This window comes from Paenirhizobium daejeonense (genome assembly GCF_014280875.1).
Taxonomy (GTDB): domain Bacteria; phylum Pseudomonadota; class Alphaproteobacteria; order Rhizobiales; family Rhizobiaceae; genus Allorhizobium; species Allorhizobium daejeonense.
Map to the genome: position 1 here is coordinate 560900 of NZ_JACLAL010000003.1, position 17315 is coordinate 578214.

Genomic DNA, 17315 nt, shown 5'->3' on the forward strand with positions numbered 1-17315 from the left:
ATGCCGATATTTTATGATTCTTTCGACATTCGGATTGGTGATTGCCTTTATTCGGCACCTGACCAATAATTTGACCGACTGGTAAACATTACAACTTCCATCGCCGCACTCAAGACGGAAAACACGAAAAATACGAGACAAAATAGCAGGCAGTTGCTCGAAAAATGAGCAGGATCAATCCTGATAAAGATCAATGTCTTAGTGACGATCCGGGGGAATGGGACAAGACGACAGATGGCAATACCGAGGGCGGCGAAGACACAGCGGCGGACGCGCATCCAGGAGGAAAAGGAAGAACAGATTCTTGAGGCTGCGCTGAATGTTTTTTCGCGAAGCGGCTTCCGCGGCTCGACCATCGACCAGATTGCCGAGGTCGCCGGCATGTCGAAGCCGAACCTGCTCTATTATTTTCGCACCAAGGAAGCGATGCACCGGGCGCTGATCGACCGGGTGCTTGAAAACTGGCTGGAGCCGCTCAAGGTCTTTGATGCCGAGGGCGATCCCGAACAGGAGATCCGTTCCTATATCCGCCGCAAGCTGGAAATGGCCCGGGACTTCCCGCGCGAGAGCCGCCTGTTTGCAAACGAGGTGCTGGCCGGCGCGCCGCATATCGAGGACGTCCTGAGAGGTCCTCTCAAGGAACTGGTGGACGAGAAGGCCGGGGTGATCCGTTCGTGGATCGGGGCTGGCAAGGTGCGGGAATGCGATCCTTACCATCTGATTTTCTCGATCTGGTCGACCACGCAGCACTATGCGGATTTCGATGTGCAGGTTAGGGCGGTGCTCGGCAGCGGCCGCAAGACGATGAACCGCTTCGATGAGGCGGCGGCCTTCCTCGAAATGCTGTTCATTCGGGGTCTTATTCCCGAACCTTCCGCAGGCGGCTGATCAATCCGGCAGCAATGCCATCACCAGCAGGCCGCAGGCGGTGACCAAAGCACCTAGAAAGACGGGTGCCGAGGCCCAGCCATGGCCGATCAATCCCTCGATGACGATGATGAAAGTCGGTGTGAGATAGCCATAGGCCAGCACTTTGGGGGCGGGCAGGCGCATCGACGCATATTGGAGCAGGAAGAAGGTGAGCGCCGTCGTGATGACGGAGAGGTAGACGATCGCCAGCCAGACGATGGACGGCAGGTGCAGCAGATCGACTTGGGGGAGGCGGGGTGTAGCTGGGATCGTGATGAAGAGGAAGGTTGCGGCGGCGGCCCAGAAGACGAAGGTCAGCGGCGGCTCCTTACGATTGAACAGCCGCAGCAGAGGAACATAGGCCGCGTGACATAGAACTCCGATGAAAAAGATCATCTCGCCGCGGCCGACATCGAAGGCCATCAGCGCATTGATGTCGCCGCGAAAGATCACCCAGATCGCTCCGGTTGCCGCGATCAGCAGGCTCAGAAAGACACCTGGCCGCGTTCGTTGACGCATCAGCAGCCAGCCGAAACCGGCGCTCAGCAGCGGCATAAGCGTAAAGATCGCTCCCGTCGCGACAGGTTTGGTGAACTGCAAGGCGATGAACATCGTAACCATGTAGACCGCCATCAGCGCGCCGAGAATGGCGAAGCGCCATGGCTCCTTCGGCCATTGCAAGGACAAGCCCATCTTGAAGCAGAGTAGCCCGATGAGCAGGACTGTCAGGGCGTAGCGCAGGGCCTGCAGAGCAATCGGATCGATGAGTTGCGTTGCTATTCCGCCGAAGGAGAAGGAGCCAGCGATCAGTATCGAGAAGAGCAGGACTGCGAGGTGCGCCTTGAGCTTCTCCCGTCCCGTAGCATGGATGTTGTGGCGGCTCGGTGTGGTGCTGCTTTCAGTCACGATATATTCTGCTTGCTCGGCGGGCGGGAACTGGCGCGGGGGTAGCACGAGAGGGGCGGGGAAGAGAAGGGCTTACTTAAGAACGCGAACACAAGTTCCCCTCAGCGCTCCGGCACCGCGTTCCCTGTCATATGGCTTCGGCAGCCTTATCGGCAAGCCAGTGCCTGCCGCGGGCGAAATCGAGGAAGCTTGTGGCATCCATCGGGCGGGCCAGTGCATAGCCTTGCAGAGTCTGGCAGCCGAGATCACGCAGAATGGCCGCATGCTGCATGGTCTCAACGCCTTCCGCGACGATTTCGATGCCGAGCGAGCGGCCGATATCGACGATGGAGCTGATGAGGCGTCGCTGCGCTGCGGAAGAAATAATGGGAGCGGTCAGTTGCCGGTCGATCTTCAGCCGGCGGGGCGACAGCTTGAGGAGGCTCAGGATCGAGGCATAGCCGGTGCCGAAATCGTCTATCTCGATATCGATTCCGTGGGCCTTGATCCGCTCGATGCTCTCGGTGACGCTCGCGCCCTTGTCGTCGAAGGAGATGGATTCGAGGAGTTCGAACGACAGGCTGCCGGGGGCGAGGTCGAGCGTGTCGAGCCGCTGTATCAAAGCTTCATCGAACAGTCTCTGGGCGGAAATGTTTACCGACACCTTGCGGATGTTGAGATCCGCCGCGCGCCAGCGTGTCAGTTGCAGCAGCGCCTGATCGAGGATGGCAGCGTCGATTTGCGATACCACGTTGAGGTTTTCGGCGATCTTGAGGAATGCAGCGGGGCCGAGAATACCCTGTTGCGGATGATCCCATCTGGCCAACGCTTCAACGCCGGTGATTTCCAACGTATGAGCGTCGAACTGAGGCTGGAAGTACGGGATGAAGCCGTTCTGTTCGAGGGACCTCAGGATCGCATCGGCGGTCATCTTGGTGTTGATCGTCAGAGACTTCAGAGTGTCCGTATAACGTTCGACCCGGTTGCGGCCAAGACGCTTGGCTTCGTAAAGCGCGATGTCGGCATTGATCAGCAGTTGCTCGGCAGGAATGCTGGGGTCAAGTCTGGTTGCGACCCCGATAGATGCGCCGACCCGGCATTCGTGGCCATCGTAGGTGATCGGGGTGTTGAGGGCGTCGATCAGTCGGCGGGCGAGGTCCGTGTAGTCCTTGTCGTTCATCGAATCGGGGCATACGACGACGAACTCGTCGCCTCCGATACGCGCCACGAAATCGAGGGAGCGGATGTTCTCGTGCAGCTTGGACGCGACGTGGCGAAGAATGGCATCACCGGCGCCATGACCCAACGTGTCGTTGATATCCTTGAAACGGTCCAGGTCGATATGCAGGACAACAGGGTTCGCTTGTCCCTCAGCGCTATCGATTTCGGCGAGAAACTGGTCGAGATAACGTCGGTTCGGAAGGTTGGTGAGGGCATCGTGCAGCGAGGCGTGCTCCATGCGTTTGCGTGCCTGCTCAAGCTGCTGGTTCTGCAGCTCAGCCTGCAGCTTGGCGGCGCGCAGAGCATGCTGCAGCCTCACGTCGGCCGTCACGTTCCAGTTCACGCCGACGATCTTCTTTCGGAATCGAGAGTCGCGGTAGGTCGTGCCATAGCATCGAACGTGACGTTCTTCACCGCTCGGTGTGAGGATTCGAAACTCGTTTACGAAATCCTTGCCCGTCTCCAGCGCGGTCGTGAAGGCCCGCTCGGCTGCCTCGCGATCGTCCGGATGGAGTGCGTTGCACCATGTGTGATAAGTGGCTGACCTGCCCGGGTCACAGCCATAGAGCTGTTTCATGCGGGCGTCCCAATGGAGCTCGCCACTGCTGACGTCCAGCTCCCACACGCCGATTCTCGATGCCTCCAATGCAATCTCGAGGCGATGAGAAAGTGCCCGCAATTCTTCCTCGCGCTGGCGCAGGGCGGCGATGTTGGCCTGGCGTTCGCGCAGCAATCGCGCGACCCACAGTACTGGGGAGATGATCATCACGCCCACGAACATCATGATCGCCCGGAAGAACCAGAGTTCGGCCGATGACTGATTCCAGCCGCCTTTGGGGACCGCAGCGATCTGCCAGCTTTCGGTGCCGAAGCCGATGGTCATCATCACTGGCGCATCGTTGAAGACCGCCGGATCGCCGAAAAAGGGGCTGTCAGTTGTGGTGCTTTCCTCGTTTCTTGCGGCAATCGCGACATTGATATCGAGACCTGGTTTCTCGAGACCGGCAGCGGTGTAGAGCTTATCGATGTCGATCACCGCCGAAAGCAGGCCCCAGAAGGTATAGCCGCCCTGGCCGTTGCCATAGCTAATCGGATAACGCACGATCAGACCCTTGCCGCCCTGTACAAGATCGACCGGTCCCGTGACCACATAGCGGCCCGTATCACGGGCCTGATAGGCAGCTTTGCGCTGCGCGTCGTTTCGGCGATAATCGAGCCCGATTACCTTCTCGTTGCCTGAGATCGGATATATCAGCCTGGCCACAAGGTCAGGAGCCGCAACCACGTTCCTGAGTTGGTGGGGTGTTGCAAAAATGCGGTAAGCGAGCGAGGAGAAACGGTTCTGGTCGATCTCCGGCTCCGTTTCCATGACCGCTGCAAGCCCTTGCATGAGCTGGATGTTGGCGTTGATATCGCCTTCGAGTTTTGCCCTTATGACGCCGAGTTGCTCGGCAACGCTGGTGCGCAGGTTTTCCTGGTTCAACCGCCGCTTCTGGTTGTCGGCGTAGATTATGGAGATGGCAACGGCAATGACGACGATGAGCGCAGGAAAATAGTATTGCGGTGCCACTCGCGGCGACACCCAGGACGTTTTCCTGATTTTGCCCGTCATATTCGACGCCCCCGGCAAATGGACTTGCCCGATTGGAAGGAGCTTTTTGAACTCCCGTAAATCAGTTAATTCGCATGCAAGCCCTGAAGAATTTCTGAATCCCTTCCATCAAAAGTGGCAATGCCATGATTAAGGTGTGACGCCAGAGAGTCCAATCTTGGGTTATGTGGGCGCCAAATTTTGTATTTGGGGAATGAAAAGCCCCGTTTCCGGGGCTTCCATATCGCGGATGCAGCAAAGGGCTTATTCGGCAGCCTGCACAGACATCGGGTTGTTCGGATGGGTGGTCCAATTGGCGTAGTTCGGGTCGACCGGCTTGCCGGTGCGCTGGTCCAGCGTGCCCGGCTCCAGCCCCACCATGGTGATGCAGTTTTCGACAGGGCAGACATTGACGCAAAGGTTGCAGCCGACGCACTCGTCTTCCATGACTTCGAAATGTCTGACACCATCCACCATTGACGTAATTGCCTGGTGCGAGGTGTCTTCACAGGCGATGTGACAGCGGCCGCACTTGATGCAGGCATCCTGGTCAATACGGGCCTTGGCGATGTAGTTGAGGTTGAGATACTGCCAGTCCGTGACGTTCGGTACGGCGCGGCCGGTGATGTCGTCGAGATTGCGGTGCCCCTTGGCATCCATCCAGTCGGAGAGGCCCGAGATCATTTCCTGGACGATCTTGAAGCCGTAGGTCATGGCCGCTGTGCATACCTGCACGTTGCCGGCGCCGAGCGCGAGGAATTCGGCGGCATCGCGCCAGGTGGTGACGCCTCCAATGCCGGAGATCGGAAGACCGTAGGTTTCCGGATCACGGGCGATTTCGGCGACCATGTTGAGCGCGATCGGCTTCACCGCCGGACCGCAATAGCCGCCATGGGTTCCCTTGCCGCCGACCGTTGGGTTCGGGGCGAAGCTGTCGAGGTCCACCGAAACGATGGAGTTGATTGTGTTGATCAGCGAGACGGCGTCCGTGCCGCCGGCTTTCGCAGCGCGGGCCGGTTTGCGGATGTCGGTGATATTGGGCGTCAGCTTGGTGATGACGGGCATGCGGGAGTACTGCTTGCACCAGCGCACGACCATTTCGATATATTCCGGCACCTGTCCGACGGCAGCACCCATGCCGCGCTCGGACATGCCGTGAGGACAGCCGAAGTTGAGCTCGATGCCGTCGGCGCCGGTTTCCTCGACGAGCGGCAGGATTGCCTTCCACTCTTCTTCGACGCAGGGGACCATGATCGAGGCGATGAGCGCCCGGTCCGGCCAGTTCTTCTTCACCATCTTCATTTCCTGCAGGTTGATCTGCAGGGGACGGTCGGTGATGAGCTCGATGTTGTTCAGGCCGAGCAGGCGGCGGTCGGCGCCCCAGATCGCGCCATAGCGCGGGCCATTGACGTTGACGACCGGTGGTCCTTCAGAGCCGAGGGTCTTCCAGACCACGCCGCCCCATCCGGCCTTGAAGGCGCGTTCGACGTTGTAGGCCTTGTCGGTCGGCGGTGCGGAGGCGAGCCAGAAGGGGTTCGGCGATTTGATGCCGACGAAATTATTGCGGAGATCAGCCATTGTTCGTTCCTCTCAATGTCCTTCGGATCAAGCGACAGCACTTGCCCCCGCCGAAAGAGCGGCGAGAGAACGATTGATGGATTCGGCCGCATCGCGACCCATGGCGACGGCGGAAACCGTCAGGTCCTGACCGCCGAAGGCGCAGTCACCACCGGCCCAGACGCCGGGGATCGAAGTGCGGCCTTCCGCGTCGACGGCGATCTTGCCGCCTTCGGTCTTGAAGTCGGTCAGCCCGAGGGTGTCGAGTTTCTGGCCGATGGCGACGAGGATCTGGTCGGTGGCGATCTCGGTGGTGTGGCCGGTTCCCTTCATCAGGCCGTTTTCGAGATGGGTGTATTCCAGCGTGATGGCGCTGACATGGCCGCCCTTATGGTCGATGTCCTTCGGCTGCAGCCAGTGGCGGATGGTGACGCCCTTTGATGCCGCGAGATCCTGCTCGAATTCCGACGCGTTCATATGTTCCTTGCCGCGACGATAGCAGATGGTGACCGTTTCGGCGCCGAGAAGCTTGGCCTGGATGGCGGCGTCGATGGCGGTCATGCCGCCGCCGATGACGACGACGTTCCGGCCGACCGGCACGTCGGCCTTGTCGTCGGCTTCGCGCAGGTTGGCGATGAACTCGACGGCATCGAGAACGCCGTTGATCTGGTCGCCCGGCGTGTGCAGCATGTTGACGTTGCCGAGACCGATGCCAAGGAACACGGCGTCATACTGCGATTGCAGTTCAGCCAGCGTGAAATCGCGGCCGAGCATCTGGCCGTTCAGGACATCGATATTGCCGATCGACAGGACGTAATCCACTTCCGTCTGGGCAAAATCGTTCGTGGTCTTGTAGGCGGCGATGCCGTATTCGTTCAGGCCGCCGGCCTTTTCCCTGTGGTCATAGATGGTGACGAAATGGCCGTTCAGCGCCAGACGGTGGGCGCAGGCGAGACCGGCCGGGCCAGCGCCGACAACGGCGATCTTCCTGAAGGTCTCAGCCGCCGGCGTATAGAACTGGCGTCCCTCGGCAATGGCGATATCCGTGGCATATCGCTGCAGACGACCGATCTCGACCGGGCGTTCTTCAGCTGTGTTACGCACACAGGCTTCTTCGCACAGCGTTTCGGTGGGACAGACGCGCGCGCACATGCCGCCTAGAATGTTCTGGTCGAAGATCGTCTTTGCCGAACCGATCGGATTGCCGGTGGCGATCTGCCGGATGAACATCGGAATGTCGATGGATGTAGGACAAGCCGTCATGCATGGCGCGTCATGACAGAAATAACAGCGGTCGGAGGCAACCAGCGCTTCGTGATCGCCGAGGCGGGGGTGGAGGTCGGAGAAGTTCTTCACATAATCGGCAGCATCAAGCCGCCCGGCCTTCAGGCCAGGTTCCAGTCGTCGCATCGAAGTTCCCTCTTTTTTATGGTGCGATTACGAATACGGTAACTCAGGAAAAAAAATTTATCAAACGGTAAAATTTCGGAGAAATTGCAACGCAAAACGCCTGAGATACGGGGGATTCAGCCTTCCATGAGGGTGCGTTCACGCTCGCGGTAGGCCTTCGGCGAAAGGCCGGCGTGGCGGGTAAAAAAACGGCTGAAATAGGCCTGATCGTCGAAGCCGAGGGCGGTTGCCACCTGTTGAACGGAAATCGAGGTGAAGACCAGATCGCGTTTGGCCTCCGAGATGATTCTTTCCGCGATCATGCGGCTCACCGGCTTGCCGCAAATTGCCCGGGTGATACGGTTCAGATGGGTCGTCGAGACGCCGAGGCGGCGGGCATAGGCGTCGACCGGCATGTGGCTGCGGAACCCGTCGCCGATCAGGTCGTTGAGTTGCGCAAAGCGTTGCTCGTCCTTTGTCGCCAGCGCTGCGGCGGCGTTGGCGCCGTTGACGGCGACGAGAAGCTGGATCGCCGTGCTGAGCAGGCTTTCGATCAGGGCCGACGGGCGCTCCGAACCCTGCATGATCTCCTTTTCGCCCCTCGTCAGCATCTGCGAAACGAGCTGGCTATCAGGTTGATTAGAGGGAAGGGGAGCGAGCCGGGGGCGGGACAGCCATTCGGTCATGCTGGGCTGCGCCGGAAGCCGTGAGAGAAAGCGTCGCGACATGATGGTCATGACGGCGCCGTCGACGTCATTCGAGAAACGGAAACCGTGGTCGTGACGTTCGGGAACGGTGATGACCGTCATCTCGCCGAAGTCATGCCAGCGGTCGTTCAGCAGAGCCTGTCCTTCACCGCTGCGGATGTGGAGGATCTGGAACAGGCGCTCGTGACGGTGCCGGCTGATCTCCCAGTCATGCAACTGGCTGCGGCTGGCGATCGATTCAGCATGCAGCCAGAATTCCGGCGTTTCCGCTGCCGTTTCGCCGTAAAGACTGTAGGTGGGCACCCTGCGGTTCATGGCGGCCTTGAGGGGTATATGTTCGATTTGTCCAAGAACTTGCCGGATTATTCCATTGTCGGCAAGGGTGACTTGCTTATCATTTCGCAAGAATTCAGGGAGGAAGTTCCATGCGTACTCAGGTCGTCATCATTGGCTCGGGCCCATCCGGGCTGCTTCTCGGTCAGCTCCTCGGCAAGGCTGGTATCGATAACGTCATCATCGATCGCGTCGATCGTGACTACATTCTCGGCCGCATCCGCGCCGGTGTTCTCGAAGTCGGAATGGTTTCGATGATGGATCAGGCGGGTGCGGGCGAGCGCATGCACAAGGAAGGCCTTGTGCATGACGGTTTCGACCTTTCCTTCTCCGGCCGGCGTCACCGCATCAATCTCAAGAATCTTACCGGCACGTCTGTCATGGTCTATGGCCAGACCGAGCTTACCCGCGATCTGATGGACCATCGCGAGGCCGATGGCGGTGCCACCGTCTACAATGCCGCCAATGTCACACCGCATGATTTTGACGGTGAGAAGCCTTACGTCACTTATGAGAAGGATGGCGTAACGCATCGCATCGATTGCGATTTCATCGCCGGTTGCGATGGTTTTCATGGCGTCTGTCGTGCTTCGGTGCAGGACAAGGGCATCCAGAATTACGAGAAGGTCTATCCTTTCGGCTGGCTCGGGATCCTTGCCGATGTTCCCCCGGTGCACCACGAACTGATCTATGCAAACCATGCGCGCGGCTTTGCGCTCTGCTCGCAGCGCTCCCTGACCCGTTCCCGCTACTACGTGCAGGTGCCGCTCACCGACAAGGTGGAGGAGTGGTCGGACGACGCGTTCTGGGACGAGATCCGCAGTCGTTTGCCTGTCGATGTCGCGGAGGCCATGGTCACGGGGTCTTCGATCGAAAAGTCCATAGCACCACTGCGTTCCTTCGTGGCTGAGCCGCTGCGTTTCGGCCGCCTGTTCCTCGTTGGCGATGCCGGTCATATCGTGCCGCCGACAGGCGCCAAGGGGCTCAATCTCGCGGCTTCCGACGTGCACTATCTGTTCGAGGGGCTGCAGGGCTTCTATGGAGAAAAGTCGATTGCCGGCATCGACGCCTATTCGGCCCGTGCGCTTGCCCGTATCTGGAAGGCGGAACGGTTCTCCTGGTCGATGACCACGCTGATGCACAGGTTCCCCGCAGAAGGCGAGTTCGGCCAGAAGGTGCAGGAAGCGGAACTCGATTACCTCTCGTCTTCCAATGCCGCGCAGACGGCCATGGCCGAAAATTACGTCGGCCTGCCTTACTAATTCACTGCCTGTTTCCTCCCAGGGGCGGCGGGGCTCAGGCTCCGCCGTTTTGCTTTCGTCAAAATATGATAAAAATCCTCAAGTATATACTTTACTATAATAGTCATGTTTTGTAGGTTCCGAATCCGAAGGGCGGGGGCTGCGAGAGGCCGGTCCTGTTGCGAGAGGAGTTTTTGAGACATGGCGAAGAAAAAGAAGCGCGACGACCAGAAGGGCGGGGCAAAATCCGCCGCCGCTGACAGCCGGGCTGCTCTCGATGTCAAAAGCTTCCTTTACGTTGGCGGGCGGGATTGCCAGGTGGCGCATCTGCGTCAGATTGCGAATAACTTCGGTGCTGAACTCATTCACCACGATGGAGGTCTCAGAGAAGCCGTATCGCGCATCGATACGGTCCTGCCCTCAGTCGACTGCGTTTTCTGCCCCATCGACTGTATCAGCCATGATGCGTGTCTGAGGGTGAAGACTGGCTGCAAAAAATTCGGCAAGACCTTCATCCCCTTACGCAACGGCAGCAAGTCGAGCTTGGAGCGAGCGTTGCAGACGTTGAATGAAAGGAATGAAAGTCAGTGATGGACGATGAACTCGACGCTGCCATGCTAGTGGCATCGCAGACGGTAGAAGACGAAAACGGTGACGGCCTTGTTCCGGCCCTTCGTGAGCGTTCGAATGATCGACGGCCACAAAATGCTACAATCGCTCAGATCATTCCAATTCCACCCTTGCACAAGCGTAGGGTGACGCCCATTTATCAGCGGTCGTCATGGGGCGACGCGATAATCATTGATTTTCCCGCCCCGAAGTGGCAGCGGAATGCTGCAAGGAAACACGGCTGAGGGCTTGAGGTTACGACGTCGGCGGGAAGACGAACCGGGAACCGAACGCATGAATGCGGAAAACCGTGTCGACTTCACGCAGGTCGATGTTCTGCCGATTCTTCCATCCCTCAATTTTTCACAGACAAGACAGTTCTACATCGAGAAGCTAGGCTTCGAGGCGGTAGAGAACTTGTGCGAAGAGTATATGAGTGTGCGTCGGGATAGCCTCGAGCTGCATTTCTGGAATTGCCAGGATCCGACTCTCAGCGAAAGCAGTTCCGTCTTCTTCCGCTCCGAAAACGTCTGGCAGCTCTATGACGATTTCGACAAGCGAGGCGTGGAACTCACACGCCATGTCGATGAATTCGATCGGCCGATCGACAAGTTTCATGTTCGTGACCCGCACGGAAACCTCCTGCTCTTCGGCCGCCGTCTCGGTCCGCCGAGCGCCTGAGGCTACTCACTCGCGCGCTGCCGGAAGAATGCTCCGGCAGCCGTGATCAGCCACCCGACCATCATCAGAATGCCGCCCGTCGGTGCGGCCATTGGGAAGAGGCGCGTTCCCATGAACTGTTTGCTGACGAGATCGCCGGCAAAGAGAATGGTTCCGAGTGCCAGCACAAGACCTGCGGCCGTTGCGGTGGGGATGCGATTTCCAGTCAACCTCAGAGCCAGCAGCGCCGGCGCGTGAACGAGACACATGGTAGAGGCGGGGCCCAGCAGCCCTTCGCTGCCGGTATGGGTGGCGGCGGCGGCAAGGCCCACGCCCGCAGCCCCCATCAGACCCGCGATAGCCAGCAACAGGCGGTTCAGCGCCTCGGAATTCTGCGACACGGTCTATTCCTTGTTCTGCATGTGATGAGCAAGCTTCTCTATGGGATCCCAGATGATGGCGCGCAGCTTCTCGTGGGTAACAGTGTCTTCCATGGCAAGGCGGAAGCAGAGTAGCCACTCGTCGCGCTCCTCGGGGCCGATCTCCGCCAGGAAATGGCGGCGTCTCAGCATCGGATGGCCTCGTTTCTCAATGTAGAGCTGTGGCCCGCCGAGGTAGCCGGTGAGATATTCGTAGAGCTTCTCCTCACTGCCTGAGAGGTCCGGCGGATGGATCGCGCGGCAGCGTGTGGCCTCGGGCAGGCTGGCCATCAGTTCGTAGAAGCGATGGGTAAGAGCCCGAACAGTCGGATCGCCCCCGATAGCCTCATAGAGTGTTATTGTCTCTTCGGTCATTTCCGGATTCCGGTTGTCGGTATTTTTCCTTACCTGCGACGGCGTGCCCTCGGCAACAGGGGAGGCGGCAATGCGGCAAAAGGCGCGTTGCAGGTCATTGCACACCGTTAGGTTATGTGTTGCCCTGTCATCACACGTCCAAAATGCTGCTCAGACAGGTATGATAAGTTTCATACTCGGCTGCAATTCATAATGAATCTGATATGATTCCGCTCAGGCTTTTTATTATACATCGTGGCCAGCTCCGCCTAAGCAGTGAGAGTGGTCATTTTTGCCGGCGCGAGGACGCATAAGCAAATGCCGGCCGAGGAGGAGTTTCGATGAAAAAGTTGGTTGTCACCACTATTGCGGCCATTCTTCTGAGTGGTACGGCCTATGCTGATACCATCAAGGTGGGTGTCATCGGGCCGTTTTCCGGGCCGTTCGCGCTGCAGGGCAAGAATTTCAAGGCGGGCATCGATGCCTATATGGCGCTGAACGGGAATAGCGTGGGCGACGATACCGTCGAAATCGTCTATCGCGACGTGCCGCAGGCAGATCCGGCCCAGTCCAAGGCATTGGCTCAGGAGCTGGTGGTCAAGGAAGGCGTGCAGTATCTCGCCGGTTTCTATTTCACGCCTGATGCCATGGCCGTCACGCCGCTTCTCAAGCAGGCCAACGTGCCGATGGTGGTTATGAACGCCGCGACTTCGGCGATCGTCACCAAGAGCCCGCTCGTCGTTCGCACCTCGTTCACGACCTGGCAGACCTCGACCCCGCTGGCGAAAGTTGCTTTCGACAAGGGTATCAAGAAGATGATTTCCGTGGTCAGCGATTACGGCCCGGGTATCGATGCCGAAAACGCCTTCAAGACCGGCTTCGAGGGGCTGGGCGGTTCGGTGGTCGAGACCATCCGCATGCCGCTCGCCACCAATGATTTCAGCCCGATCATGCAGCGCATCAAGGATTCCGGCGCTGAAGGCGTGTTCGCCTTCCTGCCGTCCGGCCCGACTACGCTTGGCTTCGTCAAGGCTTACAACGAAAACGGCCTGAAGGCCGCAGGCACCCCGCTTTATGGTCCCGGCGACTTTACGCAGGAATCGGATCTTCCGGCTCTCGGCGACATGGCGCTCGGCATGCAGACCGGTTTCCACTATTCGGTGGCGCATGATTCTCCGGAAAACAAGGTATTCGTCGAAGCCGCCCGCAAGGCGATCGGCAATCCGGCAGAACTCTCCTTCCCGGCTGTCGGCGCCTATGACGGCATGTATGTCATCTACAAGATGATCGAGGCGACCGGCGGCGAGCAGGATGCCGCCAAGGCTGTTGAAGCCGTGAAGGGCCTCTCCTGGACCAGCCCGCGCGGCCCGGTCAGCATCGATCCGGAAAGCCGTCACATCACGCAGAACATCTATCTGCGCGAAGTCGCCAAGGCCGATGACGGTACGTATTACAACAAGGAGATCCAGACCTTCGAGAACCAGAAGGATCCGGGCCTCGCCGCCGCGAAGTAACGCAGCGGTCCGCGACGCAAGGGCATTCCGGCGAATATTCCTTTTGCCGGAATGCCAGATTGGCCCAGTCGGTATTGGGTCAGAATATCCCGCCGGAGCCCTGGTCCGAGTCCGGCCCGGCCTGAGAGCGGGAGCTGCAAGGTGAAGGCCGCCTGCGTATCGAGCGGATGCGCAAGGCCAAAAGACAGGAACCACACAATGCAAACCATGTTCAGCATAGCCATCGATGCGCTCGCCTATGGCATGGTGCTGTTCGTCATTTCCATCGGTCTTTCAGTGACCATGGGCCTGATGCGCGTCGTCAATCTGGCTCACGGCGCTTTCGCCATGATCGGTGGCTATTTCGCTTCTTATGCGGCGCAGCACTTCGGTATCGGCTATGTCGGCGCGATTTTCGTCGCGGTGATCGGAACGGTGATCATCGCCATTCCGCTGGAACGGCTTCTCTATCGCCGGATCTACGGTTCGCCGCAGTTGACCCAGGTGCTGATGACCATCGGCATCACCTTCTGCGTGATCGGTATCGCCAACTACGCCTTCGGGCCTACGCTAAAGACCATTCCACTGCCCGATCAGCTTAAGGGTTCCGTCGATATCGGTTTCCGCTCTATCGGCGCGCATCGCATCTTCGCGATTGTCTGCGGTCTCGCGGTTGCCGGAGCACTCTGGTTCCTGATCGAGCGGACGGCCTTCGGCGTGAAACTGCGCGCTTCGGTCGATAATGCAGCCATGGCGGCAGCACTCGGCGTGCGGACAGAGGTGGTCTATGCGATCTCGTTTGCTGTTGCTATCGGTCTTGCCGCGTTCGGCGGTGTCGTCGGTGCGGAGCTGATGCCGGTCGAGCCTTATTACGCGCTGCGCTACATGGTGACCTTCCTGGTCGTCGTTTCGGTCGGCGGCGCGGGATCCATTCCCGGTGCGCTTGCAGCATGTCTGCTGCTTGGCGGCATCGACACGACCGGACGCTATCTCGCGCCGGAATATGGCGAATTCTTCTTCTACCTAGCCGTAATCGTGGTGGTCACTCTGTTCCCCCGCGGCCTCGCCGGAAGGCTCAAGTGAAAATGGCGGTCCTCATGAACGAAACCAATGTTGCCGGTGCTGTGCCCCGCAGAAAGATGGAAATCGGCGGTCTCGTCGGCGTGGCGGCGATCATCGTCGTCGCCATCATCGGCTACTTCCTCTTTCCCAGCAATCTGGCGCTCCTGACGCGCATCATCTCCACGGCGCTTCTGGTGCTGTCGATCGATCTTGTCACCGGCTATTGCGGCATCGCGACCCTCGGTCATGCGGCCCTGTTCGGTGCGGGCGCCTACGGCGCTGGCATCGCGGCTGCCCATTTCGGCATTACCGAACCGCTGACGATGACGTTGATCGGCGCTGCCGCCGGTGCGGTCGCCGGCCTTGTTTCCGGCGCCATCGTGCTTCGCGCCCATGGGCTGTCGCAGCTGGTGCTGTCGATTGCCGTGATCCATCTCTTCCACGAGGCCGCCAACAAGGCGTCCGGCTGGACGGGCGGCAGTGACGGTCTGGCCGATATCATGCCGGATGCACTTCTCGGTGTGTTCGAATTCGATCTCTGGGGCCAGACGGCTTACATCTACGGCGTCGTCCTGCTGCTGGTGGTCTTCGTGCTCCTGCGCATGCTGGTGCGCTCGCCCTTCGGCATGCTCTGTCGGGGTATCAAGGAGGATCCGATCCGGGTTCACGCGATGGGTGCCTCGGTCAACTCGACGCTTCTGAAGATGTATGTGATCTCCGGCATGGTGGCCGGCGTTGGCGGCGCGCTCAACGCGATCTCCACCCAGGTCGTCGGTCTTGACAGCCTGAGCTTCACGCTCTCCGCCGAAGCCCTGGTCATGCTGGTTCTCGGCGGAACGGGTTCGCTGTTCGGCGCGCTGATTGGCACCGTCACCTTCATGTGGTTCGAGGATCTCGTCTCCGCGGCCAATCCGTTCCACTGGCTGACCATGGTCGGTGCGTTGTTGATCGCGGTCGTGCTGTTTGCTCCCCGCGGACTTTACGGCACCGCGCAGCATCTGTTCAGCCGCCGCAAGGAGCGCAGCGCATGAGTGCGATATTCGAAGTCCAGCAGTTGCGTCGCAACTTCGGCGGTCTGGTCGTCACCAATGACGTGTCGATCTCCATGGCCAAGGGCGACCGTATCGCCCTGATCGGTCCCAATGGCGCCGGCAAGACCACTTTCGTCAATCTGGTGACGGGCAATCTGAAGCCTTCTTCGGGCAGCGTGAAGCTTGCCGGGGAGGATGTGACCGCGCTCAACTCCATGCAGCGTGTTCGTCGTGGCCTCGTGCGGTCCTTCCAGGTCACCCGACTGTTCTACGACATGACACCGGAAGAACATGTGTCGCTCGCTGTCCTGCAACGGGAGGGCAAATCCGGTCGCATGTTTGGCAGCCATGCCGGCATGCCCGAGGTGATGGAGGAAACCTATGACATCCTCGGAACCCTCGGCCTGACGGCGCTTGCCCGGAGCCGGGTGAGCGAGATCGCCTATGGCCAGCAGCGGCTTCTCGAAATCGCGCTCGCCCTTGCGCTAAAGCCCAAGGTGTTGTTGCTCGACGAGCCGGCGGCGGGCGTGCCGCAGAGCGATACGGGCCGTATCGAGCAGGCGCTGGAAAAACTGCCGGCGGATCTCGCCGTGCTAATGATCGAACATGACATGGACCTCGTCTTCCGGTTCGCCAAGCGTGTCGTCGTGCTGGCGGCAGGTACGGTGATCTTCGACGGTTCGCCGTCCGATGTGACCAACGACGCCCGTGTCCGTGAAGCCTATCTGGGGAGCTATGCCAATGCCGGCAGCGCCGCTTGAAATCCGCAACCTGAGCTCGGGCTATGGCCCGACGCGGGTGATCGAGGATGTATCCTTTTCCGTCGCCGCCGGCTCGCGCCTTGCGGTTCTCGGCCGCAACGGCATGGGCAAGACGAGCCTGTTTTCCACGCTCGCCGGCCAGACGAAGCGTTATGGCGGCGAGATTCGCCTTGGCGAACGCGACATTGCCGCACTGCCGAGTGCTGCACGCGCCATTGCGGGCCTCGGCTACGTACCACAAACACGCGACATCTTTCCCACGTTGACAGTGGAAGAGAACATTTTCGTCGGCCTCAAGGGACGTTCCAAGGACGCGCTTGAGGAAGCCTATGCGATGTTCCCCCGCCTCAAGGAACGGCGGCGGAACCTCGGTTCGCAGCTTTCGGGCGGCGAGCAGCAGATGCTTTCGACCGCGCGCACCATTCTCGGTCAGCCAACCGTGCTGTTGCTTGACGAACCGCTGGAAGGTCTGGCGCCCGTCATCTGCGAGGAACTGATGGCCGCCTTCTCACGGCTTGCGCAGACCGGTGACATGACCATTCTGCTGGTCGAGCAGCGTATCCAGAGCGCACTCGATTTCGCCGATCACGTCATCATCATGGAGCGCGGCCGCATCGCCTGGCGCGGCACACCCGTCGAACTTTCCGCCGACAAGCAGGCGGTCGAGGAACTGCTCGGCGTCGGCGGTCTTCACTGACTGGGTGACGGCTCCTTCTAAAGCATCGGAACGCCGCGCTTCTAATCGAGGCGCGGCGTTTGCGTTTGATCTGAGGCGCACGGTGTGGCGGAGAGATTGGGGCCTGCTTGCGGTTGTTGCGTCGTCGTTTCGCCTGCATTCTCCCGGCCACGCGGGGTTTCACGATCCGGGTGGGGCTTTCCTTCATCCTTGGGGTGGGGTAGATGAAGTAAAGACGCAGGACGCATCTGCTTGGGAGTAGAAAGCTGATGTATCTCATGGAGTTGAAGTGATTTTCCATCGCGAGTTGATGGCGATGGCGGTCTCTCCTGCTGGAGGTGAGAGCTATCTGACCTAATGCGGCTCCATTGATCAGGGTTGGTGAACGCGGCGATCTCGCGGGTCGCTGAAGGTTGC

The 17315-nt window shown here is 59.6% G+C and carries 16 protein-coding genes; 9 read left to right on the forward strand and 7 right to left on the reverse strand.

Annotation, left to right across the window (positions count from 1 at the left end; all coding sequences use genetic code 11):
* Positions 1 to 234 precede the first annotated feature (234 nt).
* The gene (locus H4I99_RS09490; protein WP_163900470.1) at positions 235 to 888 is read left to right on the forward strand and encodes a TetR family transcriptional regulator C-terminal domain-containing protein; all 654 of its coding nucleotides are present in this window, start codon (positions 235 to 237) and stop codon (positions 886 to 888) included.
* Here the strand turns inward: H4I99_RS09490 and H4I99_RS24755 are convergent, their stop codons facing one another.
* From H4I99_RS24755 to H4I99_RS09515, 5 genes are all read right to left on the reverse strand, one after another.
* On the reverse strand, positions 889 to 1815 hold the full coding sequence (locus tag H4I99_RS24755) for a DMT family transporter (RefSeq protein WP_246225616.1): 927 nt from the start codon (positions 1813 to 1815) through the stop codon (positions 889 to 891).
* Between the two features lie 127 nt (positions 1816 to 1942).
* Positions 1943 to 4627 carry a bifunctional diguanylate cyclase/phosphodiesterase gene (locus H4I99_RS09500; RefSeq protein WP_163900468.1) on the reverse strand — a complete coding sequence of 895 codons (2685 nt, stop codon included), beginning with the start codon at positions 4625 to 4627 and terminating at the stop codon, positions 1943 to 1945.
* 243 nt (positions 4628 to 4870) lie between these two features.
* Entirely contained in the window at positions 4871 to 6184 is a 1314-nt protein-coding gene (gene preA, locus H4I99_RS09505; RefSeq protein ID WP_163900467.1) for an NAD-dependent dihydropyrimidine dehydrogenase subunit PreA, read from the reverse strand.
* A 27-nt stretch (positions 6185 to 6211) separates the two neighbouring features.
* Positions 6212 to 7573: an NAD(P)-dependent oxidoreductase gene (locus H4I99_RS09510; protein ID WP_163900465.1), complete on the reverse strand. Its 1362-nt coding sequence runs from the start codon at positions 7571 to 7573 to the stop codon at positions 6212 to 6214.
* 116 nt (positions 7574 to 7689) lie between these two features.
* Positions 7690 to 8574: a helix-turn-helix domain-containing protein gene (locus H4I99_RS09515; RefSeq protein ID WP_163900462.1), complete on the reverse strand. Its 885-nt coding sequence runs from the start codon at positions 8572 to 8574 to the stop codon at positions 7690 to 7692.
* A gap of 110 nt (positions 8575 to 8684) precedes the next feature.
* On the opposite strand from H4I99_RS09515, the gene pobA reads away from it, so the two are divergent.
* From pobA to H4I99_RS09530, 3 genes are all read left to right on the forward strand, one after another.
* Positions 8685 to 9854, forward strand: coding sequence for a 4-hydroxybenzoate 3-monooxygenase (pobA, locus tag H4I99_RS09520; RefSeq protein ID WP_163900460.1), 1170 nt, complete (start codon positions 8685 to 8687; stop codon positions 9852 to 9854).
* Between the two features lie 180 nt (positions 9855 to 10034).
* Positions 10035 to 10424 (forward strand): DUF2325 domain-containing protein, encoded by a 390-nt coding sequence (locus H4I99_RS09525; protein ID WP_163900458.1) that lies wholly within the window; start codon positions 10035 to 10037, stop codon positions 10422 to 10424.
* Positions 10425 to 10736: 312 nt separating this feature from the next.
* Positions 10737 to 11123, forward strand: coding sequence for a DUF8817 family protein (locus tag H4I99_RS09530; RefSeq protein WP_163900456.1), 387 nt, complete (start codon positions 10737 to 10739; stop codon positions 11121 to 11123).
* 2 nt (positions 11124 to 11125) lie between these two features.
* Here the strand turns inward: H4I99_RS09530 and H4I99_RS09535 are convergent, their stop codons facing one another.
* Positions 11126 to 11449 (reverse strand): DUF423 domain-containing protein, encoded by a 324-nt coding sequence (locus tag H4I99_RS09535; RefSeq protein WP_163905789.1) that lies wholly within the window; start codon positions 11447 to 11449, stop codon positions 11126 to 11128.
* Between the two features lie 57 nt (positions 11450 to 11506).
* The gene (locus H4I99_RS09540; protein WP_163900454.1) at positions 11507 to 11896 is read right to left on the reverse strand and encodes a globin domain-containing protein; all 390 of its coding nucleotides are present in this window, start codon (positions 11894 to 11896) and stop codon (positions 11507 to 11509) included.
* Positions 11897 to 12216: 320 nt separating this feature from the next.
* Between H4I99_RS09540 and H4I99_RS09545 the strand changes: the two genes are divergently transcribed.
* The 5 genes from H4I99_RS09545 to H4I99_RS09565 all read left to right on the forward strand — a co-directional run bounded on the left by H4I99_RS09545 (position 12217) and on the right by H4I99_RS09565 (position 16919).
* Positions 12217 to 13389 (forward strand): ABC transporter substrate-binding protein, encoded by a 1173-nt coding sequence (locus H4I99_RS09545; RefSeq protein ID WP_163900453.1) that lies wholly within the window; start codon positions 12217 to 12219, stop codon positions 13387 to 13389.
* Between the two features lie 198 nt (positions 13390 to 13587).
* Complete coding sequence (locus H4I99_RS09550) at positions 13588 to 14451, forward strand: branched-chain amino acid ABC transporter permease (protein ID WP_163900451.1); 864 nt, start codon at positions 13588 to 13590, stop codon at positions 14449 to 14451.
* A gap of 56 nt (positions 14452 to 14507) precedes the next feature.
* The gene (locus tag H4I99_RS09555; RefSeq protein WP_244625014.1) at positions 14508 to 15461 is read left to right on the forward strand and encodes a branched-chain amino acid ABC transporter permease; all 954 of its coding nucleotides are present in this window, start codon (positions 14508 to 14510) and stop codon (positions 15459 to 15461) included.
* A complete protein-coding gene (locus tag H4I99_RS09560; protein ID WP_163900449.1) occupies positions 15458 to 16222 on the forward strand; it encodes an ABC transporter ATP-binding protein in 765 nt (254 codons plus the stop codon). The genes H4I99_RS09555 and H4I99_RS09560 overlap by 4 nt, the downstream gene beginning before the upstream one ends.
* Positions 16203 to 16919: an ABC transporter ATP-binding protein gene (locus H4I99_RS09565; protein ID WP_163900447.1), complete on the forward strand. Its 717-nt coding sequence runs from the start codon at positions 16203 to 16205 to the stop codon at positions 16917 to 16919. The genes H4I99_RS09560 and H4I99_RS09565 overlap by 20 nt, the downstream gene beginning before the upstream one ends.
* The last annotated feature ends 396 nt before the right edge of the window (positions 16920 to 17315 follow it).